The sequence below is a fragment of the Rathayibacter sp. VKM Ac-2879 genome, from assembly GCF_015351245.1.
Lineage (GTDB): Bacteria > Actinomycetota > Actinomycetes > Actinomycetales > Microbacteriaceae > Rathayibacter.
The window spans coordinates 227,542-248,395 of record NZ_JADKSO010000004.1 but is presented as its reverse complement, the minus strand read 5'-3'; the positions used below and the strand labels follow the sequence as shown (position 1 = coordinate 248,395).

Below are 20,854 nucleotides of genomic sequence, written 5' to 3'. Positions count from 1 at the left end.
ACCGCGATCCGCACCTGCCCGGGACCGGGCGCCCCCGGGTCGACGTCGACGGCGCGCAACGCCTCCGGACCGCCGAAGTCATCGGCCTGCATCGTCAGCGCCATTCCCGCCACCTCCGGCTCGTGACCCGCGGGCGTCTTCGATCCGCGGTCTCTGGCGGCGACGCTAGCAGCGCGTGCCGGCGGAAGGACGCGGGCGGGCGGGGCCTCTCCCGAGAACGAACGTTCCCGCAACGCCTAGCATGGAGGGATGACGTCCCGCCTCCTCGACGACCTCGCCGTGCGCACGGCGATCCTCGAGGCGGCCGACGGGCTCTACTACGAGCGGGGCATCCAAGCGGTGGGCATGGACGAGCTGCGCACGGCGGCCGGCGTGTCGCTCAAGCGGCTCTACTCGCAGTTCGCGAGCAAGGAGGCTGTGGTCGTCGCCGTCCTGCAGGGTCGGCACGAGCAGTGGACCCGCGGCGTGAGTGCGCGTGTCGCCGAAGCCTCGGAGGGGCGCGGCAAGCTGCTGGCGATCTACGACTTCCTCTTCGACTGGTTCTCCGAGGATTCGTTCCGCGGCTGCGGCTTCATCAACGCCTTCGGCGAGCTCGGTTCCTCGAATCCGGCGGTCGCGGCTCTGGCCCGCGAGCACAAGGAGTCGTTCCAGCGCTTTCTCGCGCTGCTCGCCGAGCAGGTCGGAGGCGGAGCCGAGCTCGCGGCGCAGCTCGCGCTCCTCGCCGAGGGCGCGCAGACGACTGCGGCCATCGCCGGCAGTCCGGAGGCGGCGCTCCAGGCCCGTCGTGCCGCCGAGATCCTCATCGACGCCGAGTCGCGAGGAGCCGGCGTAGCTCGGTCGCATTCCCCTACGCCGGATCGCCCAGCGGACTAGGTGTTCTGTCCAGGGACGTTGGTTGAGGTGTGACGATTCGCTGTAGTCGTTGAGACGGGGTGAGGATCTCCCGGTTGAGAGTGGAGCTGCTGCCGCTTCGACTCCTACCAGGAGGTCCTCATGTCCCACGCTCACGCCGCTCGCGAGACTGCTGGCGACTCGACGGCGCCCGCGGGCAGTACATCGTCTTAGACCAAGGACGCGAGGCCGTGGTCACCATCACCGCTGATGAGCCCGATCGCGACCACCGCCTTGCTGAGCTCGCCGCGGACGCTCTCCTCGAATAGCGATGACCCGCACAGCGATCCCCCTACGGGACGCGCGACCGCTCCCCCGCAGGAGCGGAAGATGTCAGGTACAGAGAGCTTCGATGCGCGCAGCGACCTCAGTCGGGGTGGGGAGGGCCAGCACGGAGGATCGAAGTTCTACCGCGCGGTCACGCGCCCCCGAGTCGACCCGGAATCCTCTTGCGGCGTCGGCGATGACCCCCGCTGTCGCTGCGTAGTGCACCCCGTGAAGTTGATGCTCGGCACCGACTCACTCTGGCCCGCCGAGGCGTCGCATCTTTCGCGCCCCGAAGGTCGGACCGAGGGAGAGTACTTCGACCTCATCGTCCGAGATCTGCACCTCCTCCTGACCCGGAACCCCGACCTCGAGGACAAGCGCTCGATGCTCGGCCTCCTCTCCGCCTGGGACGTCCCCGGTGCCAGCACGCACCGCGGACCTGCCCGGGTGAAGTAGGCGACTGGTGGGGAACCCGGTCCGCGTCTCCCAATCCGGCCGCCCTGCCGGCCCACGATTCTCTGAGGTGACACCAGCGCTCGGAACTGACCGGATGACCATCGGCTGACGGGACGGTATCGAGCTGAGCTATCGGGCACGGCAGACTGCTCCTGTGGAGATTCAGGACGCGCGTTCGGAACCGGTCGAGTTGCGTTCGGAGCGTTTGAGACTGCGCCCGTCGCGGATTGCCGACGCCGCATTCCACCGCCGGTTGTGGGAGGAGCGCGACGAGCGCGTCCCCGCACAGCGGCGTATCACCGCCGACGGTCACCCCACTGTTGCTGAGATGCAGATGTGGCTTCGCGGATACGAACAGACACCGGCACCGGGCTTGTTCGTCGTGGAGCAGCTGGCCACGGCGGGGCCGGTCGGGTACTGCGGGCTGGTCGAGAACAGTGTCGGCCACCCGGAGGAGCCGGAGCTGGCGTTCGAGTTCCTGCGGGAGTTCCGGGGTCGAGGCTTCGCCACCGAGGCATCGCGAGCATCGCGGCGTTCTCATCGCTGTTGGCGTTCGTCCGGGTATCCCCACCGACCGGATCAACCGACCACCGACTCGATCAGGACATGCGGATTCGTCCGTGCCGAACAAGAGCTGACCTGTCATCTGAGACCGGCGCTGAGCGGGTGGGGAGTTCGCGCCAGTTGTTGGAGACACGGTGCCACCCCTGGCCACCCTTCTTCCCTTCATCGAGCCTGTTGTCGCAGCCCCAGCCAGCCTGGGCGCCGGCTACCTCGCGATCGTGGGCGTTGCGGTCCTCATGGCGATTTTCGCGACCGGACCGCGGAGCGACAAAGCTCTCCGCGTGCTCGAGCTGCTTCTTCGCAGAGACGCTCCCCGGCCGAAGGAGTCCAAGCAACGCGAGCGCGCGAAGAAGTCGTCGCCGTGAACAGCAGAATCCTCGCCAGGATGGGCAGATGACTATTGCTGCATCCGGATGGGTTGTCTTCGGACAGCCCCCGCGGCGCGCAGCTCGGCCTCTTGCGCTGCCGGGGTCTGATCCCGCTTCGACACCCTGGCGTAGCGACGACGTTCGTCATGACTGTGCCTGGTGAGCGGCAGCGTCGCGCTCCCGGGCGGCAGCCATGATCCGCGGAATCCGCAGACTGGCGTACGCCAGGCCCGCAACGACAATCACCGTCGTGATGATCCGACCAGGCAGCCAGCCGGTGCCGTCGACCCAAAGCGAAGCAGTCCAGAAGGCCGCTCCCACTCCCATAATGCCGAGACCCCAAACGATCCGTCGCGCGGCGGCGAGAGTCTTTCCCATTCGGTCGGTCGTGCTGAACAGCACGACCGTGCCGACCACGATGAGCGCGACGGCGATACCGACGAAAACGTTGGGGAGAAGAGCGTCGTACATGGGATCTCTATACCGACACTTGGGCCGCGCCCTGACGTCGACGGTTCTCCGGGTGTCCTGCTGCACGACGACCAGGACAGCGCTACCGCTGAGCCTGGGTGAGTTCCTGATCGGCTTTGCTGAGGGCGCGGGCGACGGTCGACTTCCCGACGCTGAGCACCCCGGCGATGTGGTCGAGACTGCGGTTCTCGGCGCGCATCCGCTGCGCCTGAGTGATCTTCTCCGGCGTCATCTTCGACGGCCGGCCCCCGACCCTCCCCTGCGACTTCGCGTGTGCGAGGCCGCGCATCGTGTTCTCCCGGATCGTGTCGACGCGGAGCTGCGCGAACACGGCGACCATGCCGAACAGGGCGCGGCCCATCGGGGTAGTGGTGTCGATCATCGGTTCCGTCAGGCTCTTGATGTTCACCCCTCGGCGGTCGAGGTCGTGCAGCGTCTCGATGATGATCCGCTCCGACCCTCCGAGCCGGTCGAGGCGACGCACCAGGAGGGTGTCGCCCTCGTTGAGGTAGTCGAGGCAGGCGAGCCACTGAGGGCGGTCTGCGATGCGGCTCGACTCGCCGTGGTCGACGAACACACGCACGGCTCCCGCTGCGCGTAGCTCGGCCTCCTGAGCGGCAGGGTTCTGCTCACGCTTCGACACTCGGGCGTAACCGATGACATTCACTGAGCACTCCCCCGCACGCGCTCAGCCAAAGCATGCGATCGGCGGGTGTACTCTGCATCGTCGATCCGACCGGCGACAAAGTCGGTGAGGTTGGCTGCGTCGGCGCGGTTCGGTTCCCATCCCTCATGCCACGCCGCCGCGAGGGACTGCACGATGGACCAACGCTGCGTCTTGGTCAGGCCATCAAACAACTCCGGCCATCGCTGCTCGATATCGAATCGAGTGGTCATCGGATTAGTCACGCCCGCCCCGTCCTGTATCAGTTCTTCCCCTGTCGGGTCGCTGCGTTGAGGACCGTTCCGCAGCACGTGTGCCCGGCTGGGGTGTCGAACGCACGGCCGACTTCGCGCTCAGGGGGAAGCTGGCGCGCAGAGCCTCGGCTACCCCGTTGTCGCTCATTCGAGACGCCGAAGCGTCACGGCCTAAAGGGGTGATCGCCTTCCCCAAGACCGCGGCGAGCTGGTCATTTCGACCGGTGTCCTGGGAGTGGAACCGCGCCTGCACGAACTCGTCCCGCAACGGCGAGCCGGGAGCAAACTGGGCGGCGTCGATCCGGTAGCCGGCCTGCTCAGCGAGCTGGGAGAAGAACACGAACTGTGTGCGCGTGTTGCCCTCCCTCGCGAAATGGATGACGTTCAGCTCCCCCCAGCTCTCCGCGAGCTCGTCGACAAACTTCGCCTGCGTCAGCCCGCGCAGGTAGTCCTTGCCGGCGAGCTTGGCGTACTCGGCCTCCGCGGCCGCCGTCAGGTGAGGGCCGGCGCCGTAGTAGGCGTGCCCGTCCTTCGTCATGAACTGCCCCGCCGGAGCCACCCGTTCCTGACCGGCCCACTCGTAGACGTCCTGGAACACATACCCGTGGATCGCCTTCATGTGGTCGTAGTCGAACCGTCCGGGTAGCGGGTTCTCGCGCAGCTCCTGGATGCGCGTGTGCGCGAAGGCCTCCTCCAACGTGCGGAGCTTGTTCGGGTCGGGTTCGCCGTGCGGCTTGCCGGGAGCGGTGAACTTGTTCCTCAACACAGAAGTACCTGGGATGAAGTAGTCATCCCAGGTACGAAAAGTGGTGCCGCGCGGCATCAGCCCTGGACGTGGCGACGGATCGCAGCGCGCGCCTCATCCCCCGTCAGCTCATGGCGGGCGGCCTGCTCAACGATGGCGCGTAGCGCCGGGTCGGTGACCTCGTGGCCAGCCAGCGCGAGCGCTGCATCCGCGAACGCCAGACGGTCGGCAGCGGCGGCCTGTGCCGGCGGTGCGGCGATGAGTGTGCGGACCATGGTTGCCCCTCTCGTGACGTGCTTCGATTCTACCATTTATGGGCCGAAAACGGTCGAATTGGGTTTTGGACCATGGGTGGTTTTGGCACAGGGTTTCGGCACGGCGTGTCAACGTCGCCGCGGTGCCGTCGACAGTTGTGCCGGAATCGATCAGTTTCGAGCGATTGCGGAAACCTACAAGATGGGCCGGTGTCGCAGATGGTCGAGCACAGCGTCTATCGCGATTGTCGATTCCGGCATGTCCCGCTGCCGAGCGACGATCCGACGCGATCCGACGTCCGCAAGGTCGACCACTCGAATGCCCTCGTGTGGCATCACGGTCAAAACGAGTTGAGGGACGATGCTCGCAGACAGGCCGGCTGCGGCCAGGGCGATCGCGACGGGGTACTCGGTGCACTCGTGCTCGATGCGTAGCGCGGTTCCCTCTTGCCGTTCGAGGCGTTCGAGCGCGGCCCGTCCGGGTGATCCCGCGGGGTGGCCTGTCCAAGGGCGATCGAGCAAGTCGGTGAAGCTGGCCGGAGTCGTCCAGGCCGTTGGAATCACAACGCGGTAGGGATCATCGAGCACCACGGTTTCCGTGATGCCGTCGGCCGACGGCTGGGGGCCGTCTTGCTTGATGACAACTACGTCGAGGTCGCCGCTGCGTAGCCGGGAATCGAGCGTCGCCGTCTCGTCGCGGGTCTCTATCGCCTGCACATCGAACCCGGACGAACGGAGCGCGGCTGCTGCGGGTATCACGAGTGCTTGAAGGGCGGATGGAAAAGCGCCCACTCGGACCGTTCGCTGCTGCTGATCTGCGAGCTGCGCGATGTCGCGTCGAGCTGATCGGAGCTCGGCGGCAATTGCGTCGGCGCGTTTGGCCAGTCGCCTGCCGGCAGGAGTTAGGCGGACAGGTGCGTTCGCGCCTCGCGCCACGAGAGCCAGGCCGGTTTCCCGTTCGAGTTTGGAGAGCTGTTGCGACACCGCGGAGGAACTGACATGCAGCTCATCTGCTGCGGCGAGCACGCCCCCTGCATCCCGCACGGCACGCAACACCATCAATCGCGGCACATCGACGTCCATAAGCATCCCTTCACCGGTGCTTCACAAGAAGCGGATACCAGATAAGTCCTGATGAATGTCATTCTCCTGGAAACAGAGACACGGAGGACAGCGTGGAATTGCTGATCGGGATCATTGGATGGACGGGTACGATCCTGCTGCTGGCGGCATACGCCCTGCTGACCGCCCGCCGCCTCAGCGTTGGAGGCTGGGTTTACCAGACCATGAACCTCATCGGCGGCCTGGCGTTGATGCTCAACACCGCGTACTACTCAGCGTGGCCGTCGGCCGCGCTCAACCTGGTCTGGTTCGGAATCGGCCTCGTAGGACTCATCCAAAGCCGACGACGCCGCACGGAGTCACAGCCTCGCGCGTGACCTAACGGCCTGCCTCCCAAAACTCCGGTCCGAAACCGATCGTCCCGTAACTGGTTTCGATACGGCACCCCTTTGTGGGCCGCTCTTCCTCTGACCGCCCCGGCATGCCCCAGAAAAGATCGTTTGTGGTTGCTTCCGCGCGTGCGGCGGGCGTTAGGACAACTCTTGGTCGGTGTAGGTGCTAACCGTGAAGGTGCTCGGGGAGTCGATGAAGGCTGTAACGTCGGCAGCGAGGCGGTTGGGTTCTTCGCCGGCGAGCATGTGGCCGGCGTTGGCGTAGATCGTGAAGGTGGCGTCGGGGACGAGGTGCGCAATCTCCTCGCCGGCGGTCGGCGGGTTCAGGCCGTCGGCCCGGCCGGAGATGATCAGTGTTGGTGCCGTGATGGTGGGCAGCTCGGGCCGCAAATCGAAGCCGGCCAAGGACCGCTCAACGGCGGCTTGTTCGCCGGGGGTGAGAACGATCTGATTCGCGGCCGACGCCGACAGGATCTCGTCACGCCGTTCCTGGGACGTCGACGGCGACCACAGCGCGTCGGCCATGAGACTGGGGAGGTCTTCGGGCGCGACCGTACGAAGGTCGATGCCTTGCCGTTCCGCGTATGCGGCCACCGACGAGGTCTTGCCGTGCCCCTTTGGGACGACGAGGACGAGCCGGAAGGTTCGGGCCGGATCGAGGATCGTGGCCTGCGCGGCGACGTAGGACCCCATCGAGATCCCCACGATGGCCGACGACTCGTACCCGAGCGCCGCCGTAAGATCGTTCACCGCGCGTCCCTGATCCGCGAGGGTGAACAGCTCGGTCCGGGACGAACGCCCGTGCCCGATCATGTCGGGCGCGATAACTCGGAACCGTGCCGACAGGGCAGTGGCGAGCGAGGCCACCGACGTCGAATCACTGAACAGTCCGTGGATCAGGACAAGCGGTGGGGCCGCTGCGTCGCCGAACTCCTGGTAGAAGATCGATGAGCTTCCGGACGCGATGGTGGGCATGTGTCGATTCTCCTGGTGGGCAGTGTGCAGTGGTTGTGTAAGTGGGGCTCGGCCCGCGTTGGCGGGTCGAGCTGAATGGCGGTAGGCCGGGTCTCAGTCGACGAGCTCGTGGGCGAGGAGGCTTTCGGCAGTCTCGCGGATGGTGTCCTCGATGGGGCGGGCGTGCCAGCCGAGGAGCCGTTCCGCCTTGGCGCTGGTGGCGTCGAAGTCGCGGCCGAGCTGCGGGCGGAGCGCCTTCATCTGCGGGTTGAACAGGCTGAGGGCTCGGGCCACAGGGAGCGGCAGCTCGCGGGTGGGTGCTTTCGCGGCTCGTTCGCCGAGCTGCTGGTGCAGGATCCGCGCTACCTCGATGATGCGCAGGCTCTTGCCCGCCGAGGCGAGCCAACGCTGACCGGCGGCGGCAGGGTCGGTCATGGCGCGAAGGTGGAGGTCAGCGACGTCGCGGACGTCAACCCAGCTCGACCCGAACGGCGGGCATGCCGGCACGTCGCCATTCAGCATGTTGCGAATGATCCTGAGCGAGGGCGGGTCGTCGGGGCCGAGGACCGGGCCGATGACGGCCACCGGGTGCACGGCTGCGAGCTCGAGCGCGCCACCCTCTTCCTCGATGAACTTCCACGCGGCTCTCTCGGAGAGGGTCTTGGACTTCTGGTACGGGGCGATGTTCGCGTCGACGTTGGTCCAGTCCTCCTCCGTGTACGGCGCGGCCCGGCGGGGATGGCCGTAGCCCACCGCCCCGAATGCACTCGTCAGCACCACACGCTTCACGCCTGCGTCACGCGAGGCACGCAGCACGCGGAGGACGCCGTCGCGGGCGGCGGCGACCATCTCGTCCTCGGTCGCACCCGCGTTCCGCAGCGTCGGTGAGGCGACGTGGAGAACGAAGTCGCACCCGGCAACCGCGTCGGCCCATCCGGTGTCGATCTGCAGGTCGGTCGCGACGACCTCGAGGTGGTCGTCGGGGAAGTTCGTCGCGTCGTGGAGCTGCTTGCGGAGCGCCGGTTCGCGGGCGAGGTTGCGGACGGTGGTGCGGACGGTGTGGCCGGCCTCGAGCAGCTGGAGGACGCACCAGCTCGCGATGAATCCGGACCCGCCGGTGACGAGTACCTGTGCCATGTTGTGTCTCCTGAAATCGTGAAGAGTGCGCCGAAACGGCGAGCTGAAAATTTTCTGGGGTGCGGGCGGCGGGCGGCGATCACGCCGGAGCCAGGGAGAGCGCCGTTCCGGCGCGGGGTGGCCGCGCCGGAACGGATGCGGGGACTCGTTAGAGCTTCATGCCGGGGACACGGGCGCGAATGGCGTTCATCGTGGCCTCGTCGGAGACACCCTGCCAGTCGTAACGGGGCGTGTACGGGGCAGTTAGCGCCGTGACATCGCCGTCGGTGAGCTGCACATCGAGCGACGCGATCGCGTCATCGATCTGCTCCGTGGAACCGGCCCCGACGAGCGGTGCGGTGACGACCGGCTGAGCGTGCAGCCAGGCGAGGGCGATCGAGGCGCGGCTGACGCCGTGGCGCTCGGCCACCTGCCCGACGGCGTCGATGATCTGGTGGTTCGACTCTTCCTCGGCGGGCGAGTAGAGCATGTCGGCGTAGTCGCCGTCCGAGTCGGAGCGGGCCGTCGAGCGGGCGTTGTCCCAGCCGCGGGCCAGACGACCGCGAGCAAGCGGACTCCAAATGATCGTGCCCACACCCTCGTCTAGGGCGAGCGGGATCATCTCGCGCTCCTCCTCGCGGGCGAGGAGGTTGTAGTGGTCCTGCATGGACACGAACCGAGCCCACCCGTTGGTCTTCTGCAGGTGGAGCGCCTTCGCGAACTCCCACGCGAACATCGACGACGCCCCGAGGTAGCGAACCTTGCCGGCCTTCACGAGGTCGCTGAGCGCTTCGAGGGTCTCCTCGAGCGGTGTGGCGTGGTCGTTGCGGTGCACCTGGTACAGGTCGATGTAGTCGGTCCCGAGGCGCTCGAGGGAGTGGTCGACCTCGGTCATGATCGCTTTCCGCGACAGGCCCTTCCCGTTCGGGCCCGGGCGCATTGGGTGGCGCAGCTTCGTCGCGATCACGATGTCGTCGCGGTTCGCGTAGTCCTTGAGGGCCCGGCCGAGGATCTCCTCGCTCGACCCGTTGGAGTACATGTTCGCGGTGTCGAAGAAGTTGATCCCCGCGTCGAGGGCGTGCTTGATCAGCGGACGGGCCTCGTCTTCGTCCTTGGACCAGACGGGGTGGCCGCGGTCGGGCTCGCCGTAGGTCATCGCGCCGATGGCGATCGGTGACACGTCGAGGCCGGTAATGCCGAGTTTGGTGTATTCCATGGTGCTCCTCTGTAGGATGTGGAGAGTTCTCCATTAATCTAGTGGAGAGGTCTCCAGTTAGCAAGATGAGGTTCCCATGGTTCGTTCCGACGCCCGAGAGAATCGGGCACGCATCCTCGCCGCGGCACGCGAGGCGTTCGGTGAGGACGGTGCAACGTCGATGAACCAGGTCGCTCAACGCGCCGGCGTCGGCGCGGGCACCCTCTACCGCAACTATCCGACCCGCGAGGCTCTGGTCCTGGCCGTCTACCAGGACGAGGTGGCGCGGATCGTCGATACAGCGCCGACGCTCTTGGATGAGCTACCTCCGCGGGACGCGCTGCGCGCGTGGACGGTGGGGCTTGTTGAAGCGATGCGGAGAAAGCATGGGCTCGGCAATGCTCTGAGCCCTGGTGCTCATCAGGCGATCAACGAACAGACTTACGGTCCTGTGGTGGCGGCTATTGGGATGCTGCTCGACGCTGGGAAGGAGGCAGGAGCCATCCGCGCCGATGCGGAGCCCGGTGACTTCCTTCAACTCACCGGTGCGCTCTGGCGGGCGGCGCCCGGACCTGGGGATCGATCTTCGCACATGCTCGAGCTCATCCTCGATGGCCTTCGCGCTCAGTAGACCGGAAACGATCGTTTACGGGGTTACTTGGAAGCGGTCAGCGATGGACTGTGAACTGCGGCGCTGCGTGGCGGCCTTTTCGCGCCGTTCGGTGTCTCGACTATCGAGGGGCGGGGCAGTTGGGACGCTTGCAGCGGAGGATAGTAAGGCCCATGCGGGGGCGGTTCCGACCTGGCACCGACTAGGAAGAGTCAGGCTTGCTCGTTCTCGACAAGTGATGCTCTCCACTTCGTGTCGGCGTTGCGGAACTTCTCGTACCCTTTGACGGCCGCGACGATTGCGGGATCGTCATCCTTTTCGAGTGCTCGTACGACGTCATCGGGTAGTCGCATCTTTCCTGCCAGGTGCCAGCGGGCGAGAGACGATCCGGTGCGGGCGACGAGCCGATCGTGCTCGTCGTCCTCCGGCAGCCCATCCGACGGGGTGTCGAGGCGTTCGATCTGGAAGTGGAGGTGGGGTGGCTCCACAATCCTGCCGGGCTGGTAGGCGGGCCTGACGTTCAGTGAGACGCGTGCGGGTCCGCCGTGCCAGGTCACCCAGTCGGCCTCGAGGCCGGACCAGTCGGTCCACCGCGGATCCTCCCGTGCCCAGTCCGGCCAGCCGGGGTCCGCGCCGTGGCGCCGCAACCCTTCTTCGCGATCGAGACGTCGGGCGAGCTCCTGGCCGCAGGCGTAGACCACCTGGACGTCATCGTCAGAGAGGAAGACGGCCAGGCCTGGTGCGTGATCACTGGAGAACAGGGACCAGCCAGGTTGTCCCTCCCGCGACCACTGGCCCCCATTCACATTGCGAACCCACCCGGCCGCAGTGATCCCCGCGGACAGCGAGTCCACGTCCGACAGCAACTCCTCGGTCGCCGCCGCACGCGCCAGGAGCCGGACGGAATCGAGAACCGCGTCGCTTGTCATATCACCAGTCAGACAGCGCGCGACGTCGACGTCAAGAGAGGCTCGAGCGATGGTTAGCGTCATTTGGGAGCGCCCTTCCGCCTCTTGCGCGCGGGGAGTGGTCCAGGGACGATCACGAAGAGCTCCCCCGTCGTGCAGTCGAGGACATCGCAGATGGCGGTGAGCGTCGTGAAGCGGATCGCCTTGGCGTGGTCGTTCTTGAGGATCGAGAGATTTGCGATAGTAACTCCAACCCGCTCGCTGAGCTCGGTGAGGCTCATTCCGCGCTCGTCGAGCAGTTCCGTCAGCCGGCAATGCACATGACGGTCAGGAGCTCCTGCGGATGGCACTAAACGATCCCGTCGGCGTCGCGACGGAGCTTGCGAGCCACGGTGAGCGCGACGGCGACCAAGACGAGAGCCCCACCCGCGAGCAACGGAAGCGCAGCCAGCTCGTGCGCGACGTAGAGAGCCGTGTCGCCGCGACCGATCAGATCGGAAGGCGCTGGTGCCGGCAACGACTGCACGATGCGCTCAATCGCCCGCCCGCGCATTAGTGGCCCCGCGATCCCCGACGCCAGCGTGACCACCGCCGCCACGAACCAGGCGACGATCACTGACACGTCGAACGGACGCGTCCGCAACAGGCTGACGCAGAGGAGAACGAGGGCCGCACCACCGGTCAGAATTGACCCGAGTGACAGCAGCGCCGAACCCGTCAAGAACGCACTCGCATCCGCGGTGTCAGTGACGAACATCGTCACACCCGCGTAGCGTGCCCACTCCACATCAGGCCCGATGCTTCCCGGCGCGATAGTGGAGAGCGCTGGCACGGTGACCACCGCCCGACCGCTCATCGCCTCAACCAGGTGCCCGACGGCGAACACAGTGGCAACCGCAGCGCAGATGATGGTCACGGCTATCGCCGTGACCAGGGCAACACGGCCGGCTACGACATAGCTCTGTTGAACTTTCACGAACTCATCCGATCTGGTCTTTATTGAATATCAATAAAGACCAGACTATGCGTTCGGTAGCACAATCCGTCAAGGCGCTCAGTGCATCGCGTCTCGCATGTCCGCGGAACCCGGCCGCGTCGTGAACACGAAGCAGCGCGACAACCACGACAGTTATCTCCGCGATTCACAGCGATGGACCCGCCGCAAACGTGTGCCGTATCGAAACCTGTTTACGGGACGATCAGTTTCGGGCCAGAGTTTCGGGACGGTGGACGCGAGTCCCTCGGTGGGGGCGCGTGAATCCACGGTCCGCGACTTCAAGCGCGATCCTCGCCGGTCGGGTCATCTGCAAACAAGTCGAGTGCAGTCGCGATGTGTTGGTGGGCATTGGCAAGGGACGGCTCGCCATGGCCGTAACCCGCTGCCTCTGCGCCTGTTGCAGAGAGTGCGCGGAGGGATCGCACAGCCGAGTCGCGATCGGTGTTGAAGATACCCACAATGACATTGCCATTGAGTTCAGCAACGGCGTCACCGGTCAGGATTGCAGATGCTTCGGGCAGATAGACGGCAATGCTTCCTGGGGTATGTCCGGGCACCGCAATGATGCGTGCCCCGCCCGCGAAGTCGAGAACATCCCCATCACTCACGGTTCGGCTGACGTTGCAGGCTGGCCCATGGGGAGGCTCGGCTACCTCGCCTATTAGGGCGATCTCTTTGCTCGTGAGGGCTGCAATCGGGCCCCGCTGTGTTCCCTCGATGAAAGCCACGTCACCACGCCCTGCGATGACTTCAACGTCACCCCAGGCCGCTATCTCAGATGCCGACCCGGTGTGGTCATTATGGAAGTGGGTCAGGATGATTCGTCGCACGTCGCTCCGTGAGCGGACGACGGTGTGGAGTGCGGCTTCGATGTCGCGCGCGCTGGACGCCCACCCAGTGTCGATGAGCGTCACGCCGTCAGGTTCGTCCCAGATGTAGACGTTGAGCAGGTGAGCCGGACCTTCAAGACGCAGGAGGTACAGCGATGGTGCGATTTGTCGGAGATTCGGCGCGCTCATGCGGCAAGTTTATGAGGCCAGTCTGTCGCGGTGACCGGCGCGACGGGCATTCTTACCTGTGGGTGCCGGTTTTGTAGGTTCCCTCAATCGCTCGAAACTGATCGTTATCGGGCGGTCGGCTTGGTCGACGCCTCCGACCCTTTGCGGCGAGCTGCACGACAAACATCCCGACAATCATGGGGACGGCGAACAGGCCGGCCCCGAACGCCAGCCCGCCGATGACGACCCCTGCGTAGGCAGTGAGCCACGCAGCCTGCGCAGACGGCGAAGGTGAGCGGCACGAGCGACGGTCCTCCTAGTCGAGCATCTGACCGGGAATGTCGGCGACGACGAGGATGGCCAGCAGCTTGCGGGGAATGCGGGGGCTGATGCGCTAATCCTAGAGCGACGGTTTTCGACACACGGCGGGGTTCAACCTTCCTAGCCACGGCTAGATTTCACCTAGACACGCCTAGGTACCGGCGGGTAGGTTCACGCTTGAGCGGGATCTCCGCGTCATGGGGGCGGGGTCCGGTCGCGGACCCCCTACTGGGGAAAGAGCAGCGTGTGAAGAAGCATATGAAGGCGACTGTTGCCATTGGGCTGGCGTTGGCGGTAGTGGCGGGAGGTAGCCCGGTCTACGCCGCGTCTGCGAAACCGAATGTCACTGCGTCGAGCAACCCGCAAAAGATTCGGGCCACAAGAGTCACATTGCCTCTCGCGCACGCGGTGAAGCTGAAGGACGCGGTGTCGTTCGCGTCGGGACTGGGGACGCCTGTCGTCGCGTATAGCTTCGACAACGGGGATATCGAGGGCGAGTATTCGCCTTCTCCTGATCAGAGTGCTGACACCTACCTCGCAGGGTTCTCCGAGCGCTTCGGCACCCAGCCCGAGGTCACAGGAGTTGTGATCGAAATGCCCATCGAGCAGGCGCAGCAGCGGGCTCAGGCGCGTACCGCGGCGCTTGATCCTGGTGCGGTCGTATTCGATGCTCCCCTGGCTACTCCGTCTGCCCAGGTGCAGGACGTCGCTACTCCCCCAACCGATGCAGACAACGTCATGATGCGAGCCGCCGCTGGCGACTGGAGACCGAATGACGCAGAGGGCCAGATCACGAACCAGAACGGTCGTGCAGACATTCTGACGAGCTACTGGTGGCACAGCGGCAGCGTGCCGGCGCAGATGCCGAGCGGCTTCGGAGCCGAGTTCCAGATCGACCTCACGGACTCCTCACGCCCGTCCGACACGGCGTCCCGACCGAACTGTGGCACGGGATACAAGGAGAACATGTGGGCGGTGAACTACAACTGGAACTGGGCGCTTTACAAGCCGGACTACTCGGCAGCCAGCCACAGCACGGTCGGCGCGTACGCGGACATCAACGACCTGAGCGACCCCTGCAACCGCAACTCGATGGCGATCGGAATGCGATACCCGCAGAATATCCAGGCCGCTAACGGCAGTTACGGCGTGATCATCTGGCTGTCGGCCCCTCGAGGTACCAGGACGACCAGCATCGCCACCGGCGTCGTACAGGCGGTGTCAGACTCGTTCTGCACGTCAATCGCCGGGTCGGGAATGGCACTGACCGACTGCATGGGGGTCTACGCCGGCTCCTGGCCGATTTCCACCCCAATGACTCGAACGACCCTGAGTGCAAGCCGAAACTGGTCTGTTCCCGCGAAGTGCTGGCAGTCGCAGGGGAAGGGAACAGGCACCTTCACACAGCTGACTCCCTGCTAGATCGGTTTCAGAAAGACGAACGGCGAAGTGCCGGGGCAGGTCTTCACAGACTGCCCCGGCACTTCGCCGTTCGTCGCTGCGACGGATCATCTTCCTGGACAACCACAGGTGCCGGTGGGAGGGTTTGGTCATGTCCAAGCCCCGCACCAAGCTCGCTCGTGCAGCGCTGATTTCGAACGGGGTGGTGTGGTTCGGGCTGTCGCTGATGCTCTTCGCGATCGCGGGCGAGCAGACCTACGGCGCGTTCATGGGTGAATGGTTCAACGTGGTCGGGTGGGCGCTGATACTGGCCGTGGCCGTGAGCTTGGCCGTTGTCGGCGTGATCGAGAACCGCAACATCCGGGCGGGAAAGAAGTACCGGCAAAGGTGGCCGAGAGGATGACGACGCGCGCTCGGATCATCCTCGCGGTCTGGCTCCTGCTCCTGGCGGGTTTGTTCGCCTTGCCAGTAGCGGGTGGCTTGTACGAGGCTCGGACGATGGAAGGGTCCTGCCTGTCGGACATCGCTCAACCGTTGACGAGTCCTGACGACAGCGCGGATTGGGACGTCCGAGCGCGGATCAGCGCCTTCCCGCTCGGCCTTGAGTGCACGTTCACGAACGCGTCCGGCGCAGCGGTGGTGGTGGGCCCGGGCTGGCTTCTGACCATCTTCGCCGGGGTGGCGGGCCTTTTCGGGCTCGCCGCCGTCTCGACGCTGGTTTGGCGGTCGCGACGGCCGGCGGCCGCGGAGAGAAGTCTCGCTGGCGCTCTTCACGACCGCGGCTGAGCAGTTCCGGGGGGGTCGAAGGGGTTCTCCCCCTCGTTCGGACCGGCCCGTTTCGGGTCGGTCCGCACATGCTCTCAGAGCATGTAGAGGTGATGCCATGGAACCTGAGACGAAGTGGTACTGCATCGACGAACGCACCGAAGCCGGCGTTCAGCAGTTCCTCGTCACCGATCCTGACGGCTATCTCATCCGATTCCAAGCGTCAATCGGCCACCGACCGATCGCCCATGAGGAGACACACCCTAGGTGACGCGGACGCCTCAGGCCCGTCCGCCTCCGGGCGGCCCCACTGCGAGCAGCGCCGCGAACACCCCTGCCACGAGCGCGAGTACGAGCGCCCCGGCGAGTGCCGGTCGCGCGAGCGCCCAGCGGAGGAGGCGCTCGAGTGCACGGTCGTCGCGCGGGTCGGCGGTCGCCTCCCGTCGCCATGCGCCCTCGAGCAGGCCCCGGCGTTCGAAGCCGCGCTCGAGCGGGATCGTCGCGTACGGCAGCACGGCACTGACGAGCGCGAGCACCGTCGCCCCCGCCGACCAGCGCTGGTTGACCGCCAGGACCAGGGCTGCCGCGCCATAGGCGAGGAACGCGAAGCCGTGGATCGGTCCGGCGACGCTCACGGGCCCGCCGCCGACGCGGGCGACGTACGTGAGCAGCATGGCCGCGATGAGCAGGGTCCATGTGGCCGTCTCCACGACCGAGAGCAGGAGGAAGAGGCGGCGGGGGCTCACGGGATCGGCTCCGTTCGGGTCCGCGCTGTGCGGAGGGTCGGCGTCGGTCGAGGACAGAACGACTCTAGGGCAGCGTCGTGGGGGGAGCCTGGGACCGAACTGCGCTCCTCGGCGAGCGGGCAGGCGGGAGCGTGCTCAGCCCAGCCAGCCCGTGAGCGACAGCGCGCAGACCGCTCCGACGGCCGCAGCGGCGGTGAGGGCCATCGCGCCGTACAGTCCCGAGCGCGCGGGCTCCACAGAAGGCGCCTGTTCGAGAATGGCCCGCAACCCGCGGGCGACATCCTCTGCGGAGGGTCGTGCCGCGGGGTCGAGATCTGTCGTCGCCGCGAGCAGCTCGCGCCACCGCTCGGGCACCGTCGAGGGGATCACGGGCGCGTGATGCAGGCGTTGGAGCGAGATCTCGAGGGTCGTGCCCGTGTAGGCACGCTGCCCGGAGACCGCCTCGAGCAACACCAGACCGAGGGAGTAGACGTCCGATGCCGGCCCGACGGCTCCCGAGCCCAGGCTCTCAGGGCTGAGGTATGCGGCGGTGCCGACCAGCAGGTCGGAGCGGGTGAGCCGCGCGTCGTCGACCGAGCGGGCGATGCCGAAGTCGCTGAGCTTCGCCTCGTGCAGGAAGGCGCCCGCGGGTGTCGGCCGTGAGCGCACGAGTACGTTCTCGGGCTTGACATCGCGGTGCAGGATGTTCTGGGCGTGGAGGTGCGCGAGGGCGTCGGCGAGCTGGGCGCCGACCTCGGCGATCAGGCTCTCGTCCCCGGAGGAGAACCAGGCGGCGGCCGGATCGGCGCGATCGAAGTACTCCAGAGCGAGGTACGCGAGCTCACCCTCGCCCCAAGGCGGCGAGGATTCGGCGCCGGCACGGTCGATGACTCCCTGGTCGAGGATGTCGACGACGGAGGGGTGGCGGGAGTCGATGAGCAAGCGCACTTCGCGATCTCGTCGCGAACGCTCGTTCGGAGTGTCGGCGGGTGAACGGTAGACCTTGACCGCGACGGCCCGGGCAAGACGGATGTCGCGAGCACGGTAGACGGTGGAGCTGCCTCCTTCTCCTATCCGCTCGAGGAGGAGGTAGCGACCGTCGACGGTGGCGCCGAGGAGGGGGTCGACGCCCCCACTCTCGTTCTCCGGAGACGCTAGCGGTTCGAGCTGCTCGAGCACCGCGACCTCCGATTCGTCGTCCGCTGTGCGGCAGATAGCTAGTTCATCTGACTAGCTACCGTCTTCTTAGCGGTGTCTGGCGATCGGAGGCAAGGGTCTGGAGGGGGTTTGGCATCACTAGATCTTCTTGCTACACGATTGTCTAGACTGTCCGTCATGGACGAGGTCACGCAGAAGCTCTCCGGGGCCTTCTGGTACTCGGGAGAGGCGACCGAGCCGGGAGCCGTCGAAGTCCTCGCCTCGATGCGCGCCTTCCGCACGGCGGAGGCAGCGATGCGTCGCCGCACCCGCGGCTCGATGGGCATGGGCGAGAACGATCTGCTCGCCGTGCAGTTCCTCATGCGCCGTCAGCAGAAGGGCGAGCACGTCAGCCCGAAAGACCTGGCCGCCTACCTCGGCATCTCCTCCGCGTCGACGACCGTCCTCATCGATCGCTTGGTCAAGAGCGGACACGTCGTCCGCGAGCCGCACCCGAGCGATCGGCGTGCGATTCGCATCGTGGCCACTGCCGCCTCGCATCGGGAGGTGCGCGCGACTCTCGACGAGATGCATCGTCGGATGCTGGAGGCCGCCGAGCGCCTCAACCCCTCAGAGGCAGGCACCGTGATCCGCTTCCTCGACACGATGCGCGAGATCGTCGAGTTGCCTGCGGAGTCGAGCGATCCAGCACGCCTGTCCGACGCGGCGAGCGACACGGACTTCGACGCCGAGCGGCCGGACACGGCGCACGAGCGCCGTCGCGCCTGACCGAGACCTCGACGGCTCCGCGCGATCGGTCCTTTGGCGAGGGTCGCAATCGAATGAGCGATGTCTCGAAGTAACTAGCTTCTCTAGTAGAGAGTCAAACTAGCGATACAGTGGTGGCGTACCAGCGCACGCTCGATCGATCGGAGACCACCATGGGAAACATCCTGTACGGCACGCCGCCCGCCGCCATGGAGGTCGAGGATCGAGCCCTCGCCCACCTCCAGATCGTCATCGTCAACAAGTTCCGTCGTGACGAGCGTTTCCTGCTCACACTGGACGCCAGCCCGCAGGCGGGCACCGGCCGTCGCGGCGTCTGGATGCACCCCACGATCCCGATCCAGTTCGAGTTCAAGGGCAGCCGCCAGCCCACGATCAACCCCGAGTGGGTGGAGGCTCTCATGGAGCGCGCCAACAGCGGCGCCGGCCTGCGCATCGTCCCGGAGCCGACCGCAACGCAGGCCGTCCCCCTGCGCCGGGCCGAACCCGCCGCCTGACTCAGAGCGTCGCGTCGAGGGCGTCATGGGATGCGTCAGGCCCGATCCACGCGGCCGATCAGCCACTCCTCTAGATCTCGCCCGCAAGAGGTTGACAATTCGCGCCAGTTCCGGGTGAGTCGTAAGGTGAGCGCCCCTACACTTCGAGAGCGGCTGGGGGTCGTTTCGGCGGGCTCGACCCTCGCGCCGTACGCATGACCGATCGCCGAGGCCGGAGCAACTCCACGCCTCGGCGATCGGGCGCGTGACACTCCATCTCGACACGAGAGGCCCGCCACGCTCCAGGAGCCGGCGCCATGACGATCGAGACAACGAATCCCGCGGCATCCGGCGACCCCGCGCCAGGCCCGCCCAGCTCCCCGCTCGACTCCACGGCAGACTCCGTCCCACCCCTCGCCTCCGGCGATGTCTTCACCGCCGTCGTCGGCGACGCCGCCGAAGAGTGGCGCGTGGTCGCGGTTCTGGGCATCCGCGTGCTGGCCCAGCGCGTCTCGGGAGTAGGCGAACGCCGCAGCTTCACCCTCCGCTTCGTCCTGCACCGCATCGCGCTGGCCGCGGCGCGGGAGGCGGAGGAGCGCTCAGCGTAGTTCCTCGGGAGATGGCGGACGCCTCGTGCAGGAGGGGGACGCCGAGTCCGGCGCGGTCCGGAGGTCTTCACACCCACGTCCCCGGTCGGCACCGTCCCGAGGAACTACAGCCAAGCGCTCGCCAGAGCCCTCACAGGGCCGGCTCGGGTTGCACCGGACGGGCCACTCGCGCGAAGAGACGGTCGAAGACCACGCGGCGATCGAACTGCAGAGCGAAGGCGCGGGCAGCCTCCGAGCGCCGACGACGCTCCTCCTCGTCGAGCTCGAGCACCGCATGGTCGAGCAGCGCGGCGATCGCGTCCGGGTCCTCGACGGGCGTGATGAAAGCGTGCTCACCGATCGCCTCGCCGATGCCTCCCGTCAGCGTCGTGATGATGGGTCCCCCTCCCGCGAGCATCTTCTCTGCGAGCGCGATGCCGAAGGTCTCGACGAACTCGGGCCGGGGCTTGCTGGGCAGCACGAACGCCGAGCACCCCGCCATCAGGGCGGGCTTCTCGGAGTCGCCCACGTCGACGAGGAAACGGATGCGGTGCGCGAGCGGTGAGGCGGCAGCGACGCGGCGCAGCTCCGCCTCCTGAGGGCCCCGGCCCGCGATGATCAGATCGTGCTGCTCGTGGACTCGGCTGCGCTCATAGCCGGCGATGAGGTCCTCGACTCCCTTCGCCTCCGTGAGCCTGGAGAGGAAGAGCACATAGCCGCCAGGGCGCAGCCCGCGAGCACGGAGGATCGCATCGACGGCGGCGGGCTCGAGATCGAGATAGGCGTCGGCGTCGATCGCGGGGTAGGAGATGCCGACCCTCGCGCGCAGCTGGGGCGCGAAGCGGGTGCCATGCGTGGCGTCGACCCGCTCCGCCTCCTCGATGACGAGGGTGCGTGTGTACTCGGAGACGGCAACGCAGTGGTCCTGCGCGAGGTACGAGGAGAAGATGTGCGCGGCAGCACCCAGGCGCCCCTCCTCCACGGCCCGACGCACGACATTGGTGACATCGGAGCCGACCGCCTCGGCGATGGTCGTGACGTCGACAGGGAGGCCCGTGCTCCAGGCGGCACGCAGAGCATCCGTCACCACGAGGGTGTGCGGACTGAGATAGAGGGAGAGGCAGACGGTGGGCACCCCGTCGGTGAACAACTCGACGAGGCGGCCGGTCATGCCGGCCGTCCAGCGTCCGTCGGGCACCTTGTAGTCGCCGACGGGGCCGGGACGCTCGACCACGATGCCGTCGCTGTACGGCAGGACCGCGTCCTGCGGCTTGAGCGGGAGACCGGCTGCCTCCAGGCGGTCGATCGGCCACGTGACGATGCGCACCTCGTCGAAACCGCGCTCGAGAGCGGTCTCGGCGATATTGCGCGCCTCCACCGAGTGGCCGCAGATCACCGGATCGGCGCGGACGACGATCACGAGTCGGTTCTGCACCGTCTGGGCGTGCGTGCTCTGGTCCATGGGCTCCTCCTGATCGGCGAAAGGGGTA

The 20,854-nt window shown here is 66.6% G+C and carries 27 protein-coding genes and 1 pseudogene; 12 read left to right on the top strand and 16 right to left on the bottom strand.

Going from position 1 to position 20,854, the window contains the following annotated elements:
• Positions 1-249 precede the first annotated feature (249 nt).
• The 4 genes and pseudogenes from ITJ45_RS12025 (at position 250) to ITJ45_RS14100 (ending at position 2,543) form a co-directional block, all read left to right on the top strand.
• The gene (locus tag ITJ45_RS12025; RefSeq protein WP_194610031.1) at positions 250-873 is read left to right on the top strand and encodes a TetR/AcrR family transcriptional regulator; all 624 of its coding nucleotides are present in this window, start codon (positions 250-252) and stop codon (positions 871-873) included.
• A 513-nt stretch (positions 874-1,386) separates the two neighbouring features.
• Positions 1,387-1,614 (top strand): hypothetical protein, encoded by a 228-nt coding sequence (locus ITJ45_RS12020; protein WP_194610033.1) that lies wholly within the window; start codon positions 1,387-1,389, stop codon positions 1,612-1,614.
• Positions 1,615-1,768: 154 nt separating this feature from the next.
• Positions 1,769-2,083: pseudogene (locus ITJ45_RS14465) on the top strand (GNAT family N-acetyltransferase); the annotation flags it as partial.
• 229 nt (positions 2,084-2,312) lie between these two features.
• On the top strand, positions 2,313-2,543 hold the full coding sequence (locus ITJ45_RS14100) for a hypothetical protein (RefSeq protein WP_228493876.1): 231 nt from the start codon (positions 2,313-2,315) through the stop codon (positions 2,541-2,543).
• 147 nt (positions 2,544-2,690) lie between these two features.
• On the opposite strand, the gene ITJ45_RS12010 is transcribed toward ITJ45_RS14100, so the two are convergent.
• From ITJ45_RS12010 to ITJ45_RS11985, 6 genes are all read right to left on the bottom strand, one after another.
• Positions 2,691-3,017, bottom strand: coding sequence for a hypothetical protein (locus ITJ45_RS12010; protein WP_194610037.1), 327 nt, complete (start codon positions 3,015-3,017; stop codon positions 2,691-2,693).
• Between the two features lie 82 nt (positions 3,018-3,099).
• On the bottom strand, positions 3,100-3,684 hold the full coding sequence (locus ITJ45_RS12005; RefSeq protein WP_194610039.1) for a recombinase family protein: 585 nt from the start codon (positions 3,682-3,684) through the stop codon (positions 3,100-3,102).
• Entirely contained in the window at positions 3,681-3,914 is a 234-nt protein-coding gene (locus ITJ45_RS12000) for a hypothetical protein (RefSeq protein WP_194610041.1), read from the bottom strand. The genes ITJ45_RS12005 and ITJ45_RS12000 overlap by 4 nt, the downstream gene beginning before the upstream one ends.
• Positions 3,915-3,918: 4 nt before the next feature.
• The gene (locus ITJ45_RS11995) at positions 3,919-4,701 is read right to left on the bottom strand and encodes a Fic/DOC family protein (RefSeq protein ID WP_323743001.1); all 783 of its coding nucleotides are present in this window, start codon (positions 4,699-4,701) and stop codon (positions 3,919-3,921) included.
• Between the two features lie 56 nt (positions 4,702-4,757).
• Positions 4,758-4,955 (bottom strand): hypothetical protein, encoded by a 198-nt coding sequence (locus tag ITJ45_RS11990; protein ID WP_194610045.1) that lies wholly within the window; start codon positions 4,953-4,955, stop codon positions 4,758-4,760.
• A 174-nt stretch (positions 4,956-5,129) separates the two neighbouring features.
• Positions 5,130-6,017, bottom strand: coding sequence for a LysR family transcriptional regulator (locus tag ITJ45_RS11985; protein WP_194610047.1), 888 nt, complete (start codon positions 6,015-6,017; stop codon positions 5,130-5,132).
• 92 nt (positions 6,018-6,109) lie between these two features.
• On the opposite strand from ITJ45_RS11985, the gene ITJ45_RS11980 reads away from it, so the two are divergent.
• On the top strand, positions 6,110-6,373 hold the full coding sequence (locus tag ITJ45_RS11980; RefSeq protein ID WP_194610049.1) for a CBU_0592 family membrane protein: 264 nt from the start codon (positions 6,110-6,112) through the stop codon (positions 6,371-6,373).
• A 153-nt stretch (positions 6,374-6,526) separates the two neighbouring features.
• On the opposite strand, the gene ITJ45_RS11975 is transcribed toward ITJ45_RS11980, so the two are convergent.
• The 3 genes from ITJ45_RS11975 to ITJ45_RS11965 form a co-directional block, all read right to left on the bottom strand.
• Entirely contained in the window at positions 6,527-7,363 is an 837-nt protein-coding gene (locus tag ITJ45_RS11975; RefSeq protein ID WP_194610051.1) for an alpha/beta fold hydrolase, read from the bottom strand.
• Positions 7,364-7,456: 93 nt separating this feature from the next.
• Positions 7,457-8,479 carry an SDR family oxidoreductase gene (locus tag ITJ45_RS11970; protein WP_194610053.1) on the bottom strand — a complete coding sequence of 341 codons (1,023 nt, stop codon included), beginning with the start codon at positions 8,477-8,479 and terminating at the stop codon, positions 7,457-7,459.
• A 148-nt stretch (positions 8,480-8,627) separates the two neighbouring features.
• On the bottom strand, positions 8,628-9,674 hold the full coding sequence (locus ITJ45_RS11965; protein WP_194610054.1) for an aldo/keto reductase: 1,047 nt from the start codon (positions 9,672-9,674) through the stop codon (positions 8,628-8,630).
• A gap of 76 nt (positions 9,675-9,750) precedes the next feature.
• On the opposite strand from ITJ45_RS11965, the gene ITJ45_RS11960 reads away from it, so the two are divergent.
• Positions 9,751-10,284, top strand: a complete 534-nt coding sequence (locus tag ITJ45_RS11960) for a TetR/AcrR family transcriptional regulator (RefSeq protein ID WP_194610056.1) — start codon at positions 9,751-9,753, stop codon at positions 10,282-10,284.
• A gap of 191 nt (positions 10,285-10,475) precedes the next feature.
• Here ITJ45_RS11960 and ITJ45_RS11955 read toward each other — a convergent pair whose 3' ends face one another.
• The 4 genes from ITJ45_RS11955 to ITJ45_RS11940 form a co-directional block, all read right to left on the bottom strand.
• On the bottom strand, positions 10,476-11,192 hold the full coding sequence (locus ITJ45_RS11955) for a hypothetical protein (RefSeq protein WP_194610058.1): 717 nt from the start codon (positions 11,190-11,192) through the stop codon (positions 10,476-10,478).
• Positions 11,193-11,251: 59 nt separating this feature from the next.
• Positions 11,252-11,521, bottom strand: coding sequence for a helix-turn-helix transcriptional regulator (locus tag ITJ45_RS11950; protein ID WP_323743002.1), 270 nt, complete (start codon positions 11,519-11,521; stop codon positions 11,252-11,254).
• Entirely contained in the window at positions 11,521-12,147 is a 627-nt protein-coding gene (locus ITJ45_RS11945; RefSeq protein ID WP_194610062.1) for a hypothetical protein, read from the bottom strand. Before ITJ45_RS11945 ends, ITJ45_RS11950 begins: the two co-directional genes overlap by 1 nt.
• 299 nt (positions 12,148-12,446) lie before the next feature.
• Positions 12,447-13,187, bottom strand: a complete 741-nt coding sequence (locus tag ITJ45_RS11940; RefSeq protein ID WP_194610064.1) for an MBL fold metallo-hydrolase — start codon at positions 13,185-13,187, stop codon at positions 12,447-12,449.
• Positions 13,188-13,745: 558 nt separating this feature from the next.
• Between ITJ45_RS11940 and ITJ45_RS11935 the strand changes: the two genes are divergently transcribed.
• From ITJ45_RS11935 to ITJ45_RS11925, 3 genes are all read left to right on the top strand, one after another.
• Positions 13,746-14,909 (top strand): hypothetical protein, encoded by a 1,164-nt coding sequence (locus tag ITJ45_RS11935; protein ID WP_194610066.1) that lies wholly within the window; start codon positions 13,746-13,748, stop codon positions 14,907-14,909.
• Between the two features lie 130 nt (positions 14,910-15,039).
• A complete protein-coding gene (locus ITJ45_RS11930; protein ID WP_194610068.1) occupies positions 15,040-15,291 on the top strand; it encodes a hypothetical protein in 252 nt (83 codons plus the stop codon).
• Positions 15,288-15,674, top strand: coding sequence for a hypothetical protein (locus ITJ45_RS11925; protein WP_194610070.1), 387 nt, complete (start codon positions 15,288-15,290; stop codon positions 15,672-15,674). The genes ITJ45_RS11930 and ITJ45_RS11925 overlap by 4 nt, the downstream gene beginning before the upstream one ends.
• Positions 15,675-15,934: 260 nt before the next feature.
• Here the strand turns inward: ITJ45_RS11925 and ITJ45_RS11920 are convergent, their stop codons facing one another.
• Both ITJ45_RS11920 and ITJ45_RS11915 read right to left on the bottom strand, forming a co-directional pair.
• Positions 15,935-16,399 carry a DUF3817 domain-containing protein gene (locus ITJ45_RS11920; RefSeq protein WP_194610072.1) on the bottom strand — a complete coding sequence of 155 codons (465 nt, stop codon included), beginning with the start codon at positions 16,397-16,399 and terminating at the stop codon, positions 15,935-15,937.
• A 135-nt stretch (positions 16,400-16,534) separates the two neighbouring features.
• Positions 16,535-17,557, bottom strand: a complete 1,023-nt coding sequence (locus ITJ45_RS11915; RefSeq protein WP_194610074.1) for a serine/threonine-protein kinase — start codon at positions 17,555-17,557, stop codon at positions 16,535-16,537.
• 156 nt (positions 17,558-17,713) lie between these two features.
• On the opposite strand from ITJ45_RS11915, the gene ITJ45_RS11910 reads away from it, so the two are divergent.
• From ITJ45_RS11910 to ITJ45_RS11900, 3 genes are all read left to right on the top strand, one after another.
• Complete coding sequence (locus tag ITJ45_RS11910) at positions 17,714-18,304, top strand: MarR family winged helix-turn-helix transcriptional regulator (protein WP_194610076.1); 591 nt, start codon at positions 17,714-17,716, stop codon at positions 18,302-18,304.
• 152 nt (positions 18,305-18,456) lie between these two features.
• A complete protein-coding gene (locus tag ITJ45_RS11905) occupies positions 18,457-18,798 on the top strand; it encodes an ATP-dependent DNA ligase (protein ID WP_194610078.1) in 342 nt (113 codons plus the stop codon).
• Positions 18,799-19,094: 296 nt separating this feature from the next.
• Positions 19,095-19,385, top strand: coding sequence for a hypothetical protein (locus ITJ45_RS11900; protein WP_194610080.1), 291 nt, complete (start codon positions 19,095-19,097; stop codon positions 19,383-19,385).
• Positions 19,386-19,515: 130 nt separating this feature from the next.
• On the opposite strand, the gene ITJ45_RS11895 is transcribed toward ITJ45_RS11900, so the two are convergent.
• Positions 19,516-20,826, bottom strand: coding sequence for a glycosyltransferase (locus tag ITJ45_RS11895; protein WP_194610082.1), 1,311 nt, complete (start codon positions 20,824-20,826; stop codon positions 19,516-19,518).
• Between the last annotated feature and the right edge of the window lie 28 nt (positions 20,827-20,854).

What these genes read in the sequence shown, in the direction of transcription:
- ITJ45_RS12025 (WP_194610031.1), top strand. Translation starts at nt 250, where the DNA reads ATGACGTCCCGCCTCCTCGACGACCTCGCCGTGCGCACGGCGATCCTC.
- ITJ45_RS12010 (WP_194610037.1), bottom strand. Translation starts at nt 3,017, where the DNA reads ATGTACGACGCTCTTCTCCCCAACGTTTTCGTCGGTATCGCCGTCGCG.
- ITJ45_RS12000 (WP_194610041.1), bottom strand. Translation starts at nt 3,914, where the DNA reads ATGACCACTCGATTCGATATCGAGCAGCGATGGCCGGAGTTGTTTGAT.
- ITJ45_RS11990 (WP_194610045.1), bottom strand. Translation starts at nt 4,955, where the DNA reads ATGGTCCGCACACTCATCGCCGCACCGCCGGCACAGGCCGCCGCTGCC.
- ITJ45_RS11985 (WP_194610047.1), bottom strand. Translation starts at nt 6,017, where the DNA reads ATGGACGTCGATGTGCCGCGATTGATGGTGTTGCGTGCCGTGCGGGAT.
- ITJ45_RS11975 (WP_194610051.1), bottom strand. Translation starts at nt 7,363, where the DNA reads ATGCCCACCATCGCGTCCGGAAGCTCATCGATCTTCTACCAGGAGTTC.
- ITJ45_RS11970 (WP_194610053.1), bottom strand. Translation starts at nt 8,479, where the DNA reads ATGGCACAGGTACTCGTCACCGGCGGGTCCGGATTCATCGCGAGCTGG.
- ITJ45_RS11965 (WP_194610054.1), bottom strand. Translation starts at nt 9,674, where the DNA reads ATGGAATACACCAAACTCGGCATTACCGGCCTCGACGTGTCACCGATC.
- ITJ45_RS11960 (WP_194610056.1), top strand. Translation starts at nt 9,751, where the DNA reads ATGGTTCGTTCCGACGCCCGAGAGAATCGGGCACGCATCCTCGCCGCG.
- ITJ45_RS11955 (WP_194610058.1), bottom strand. Translation starts at nt 11,192, where the DNA reads ATGACAAGCGACGCGGTTCTCGATTCCGTCCGGCTCCTGGCGCGTGCG.
- ITJ45_RS11940 (WP_194610064.1), bottom strand. Translation starts at nt 13,187, where the DNA reads ATGAGCGCGCCGAATCTCCGACAAATCGCACCATCGCTGTACCTCCTG.
- ITJ45_RS11935 (WP_194610066.1), top strand. Translation starts at nt 13,746, where the DNA reads ATGAAGGCGACTGTTGCCATTGGGCTGGCGTTGGCGGTAGTGGCGGGA.
- ITJ45_RS11930 (WP_194610068.1), top strand. Translation starts at nt 15,040, where the DNA reads ATGTCCAAGCCCCGCACCAAGCTCGCTCGTGCAGCGCTGATTTCGAAC.
- ITJ45_RS11925 (WP_194610070.1), top strand. Translation starts at nt 15,288, where the DNA reads ATGACGACGCGCGCTCGGATCATCCTCGCGGTCTGGCTCCTGCTCCTG.
- ITJ45_RS11910 (WP_194610076.1), top strand. Translation starts at nt 17,714, where the DNA reads ATGGACGAGGTCACGCAGAAGCTCTCCGGGGCCTTCTGGTACTCGGGA.
- ITJ45_RS11905 (WP_194610078.1), top strand. Translation starts at nt 18,457, where the DNA reads ATGGGAAACATCCTGTACGGCACGCCGCCCGCCGCCATGGAGGTCGAG.
- ITJ45_RS11900 (WP_194610080.1), top strand. Translation starts at nt 19,095, where the DNA reads ATGACGATCGAGACAACGAATCCCGCGGCATCCGGCGACCCCGCGCCA.
- ITJ45_RS11895 (WP_194610082.1), bottom strand. Translation starts at nt 20,826, where the DNA reads ATGGACCAGAGCACGCACGCCCAGACGGTGCAGAACCGACTCGTGATC.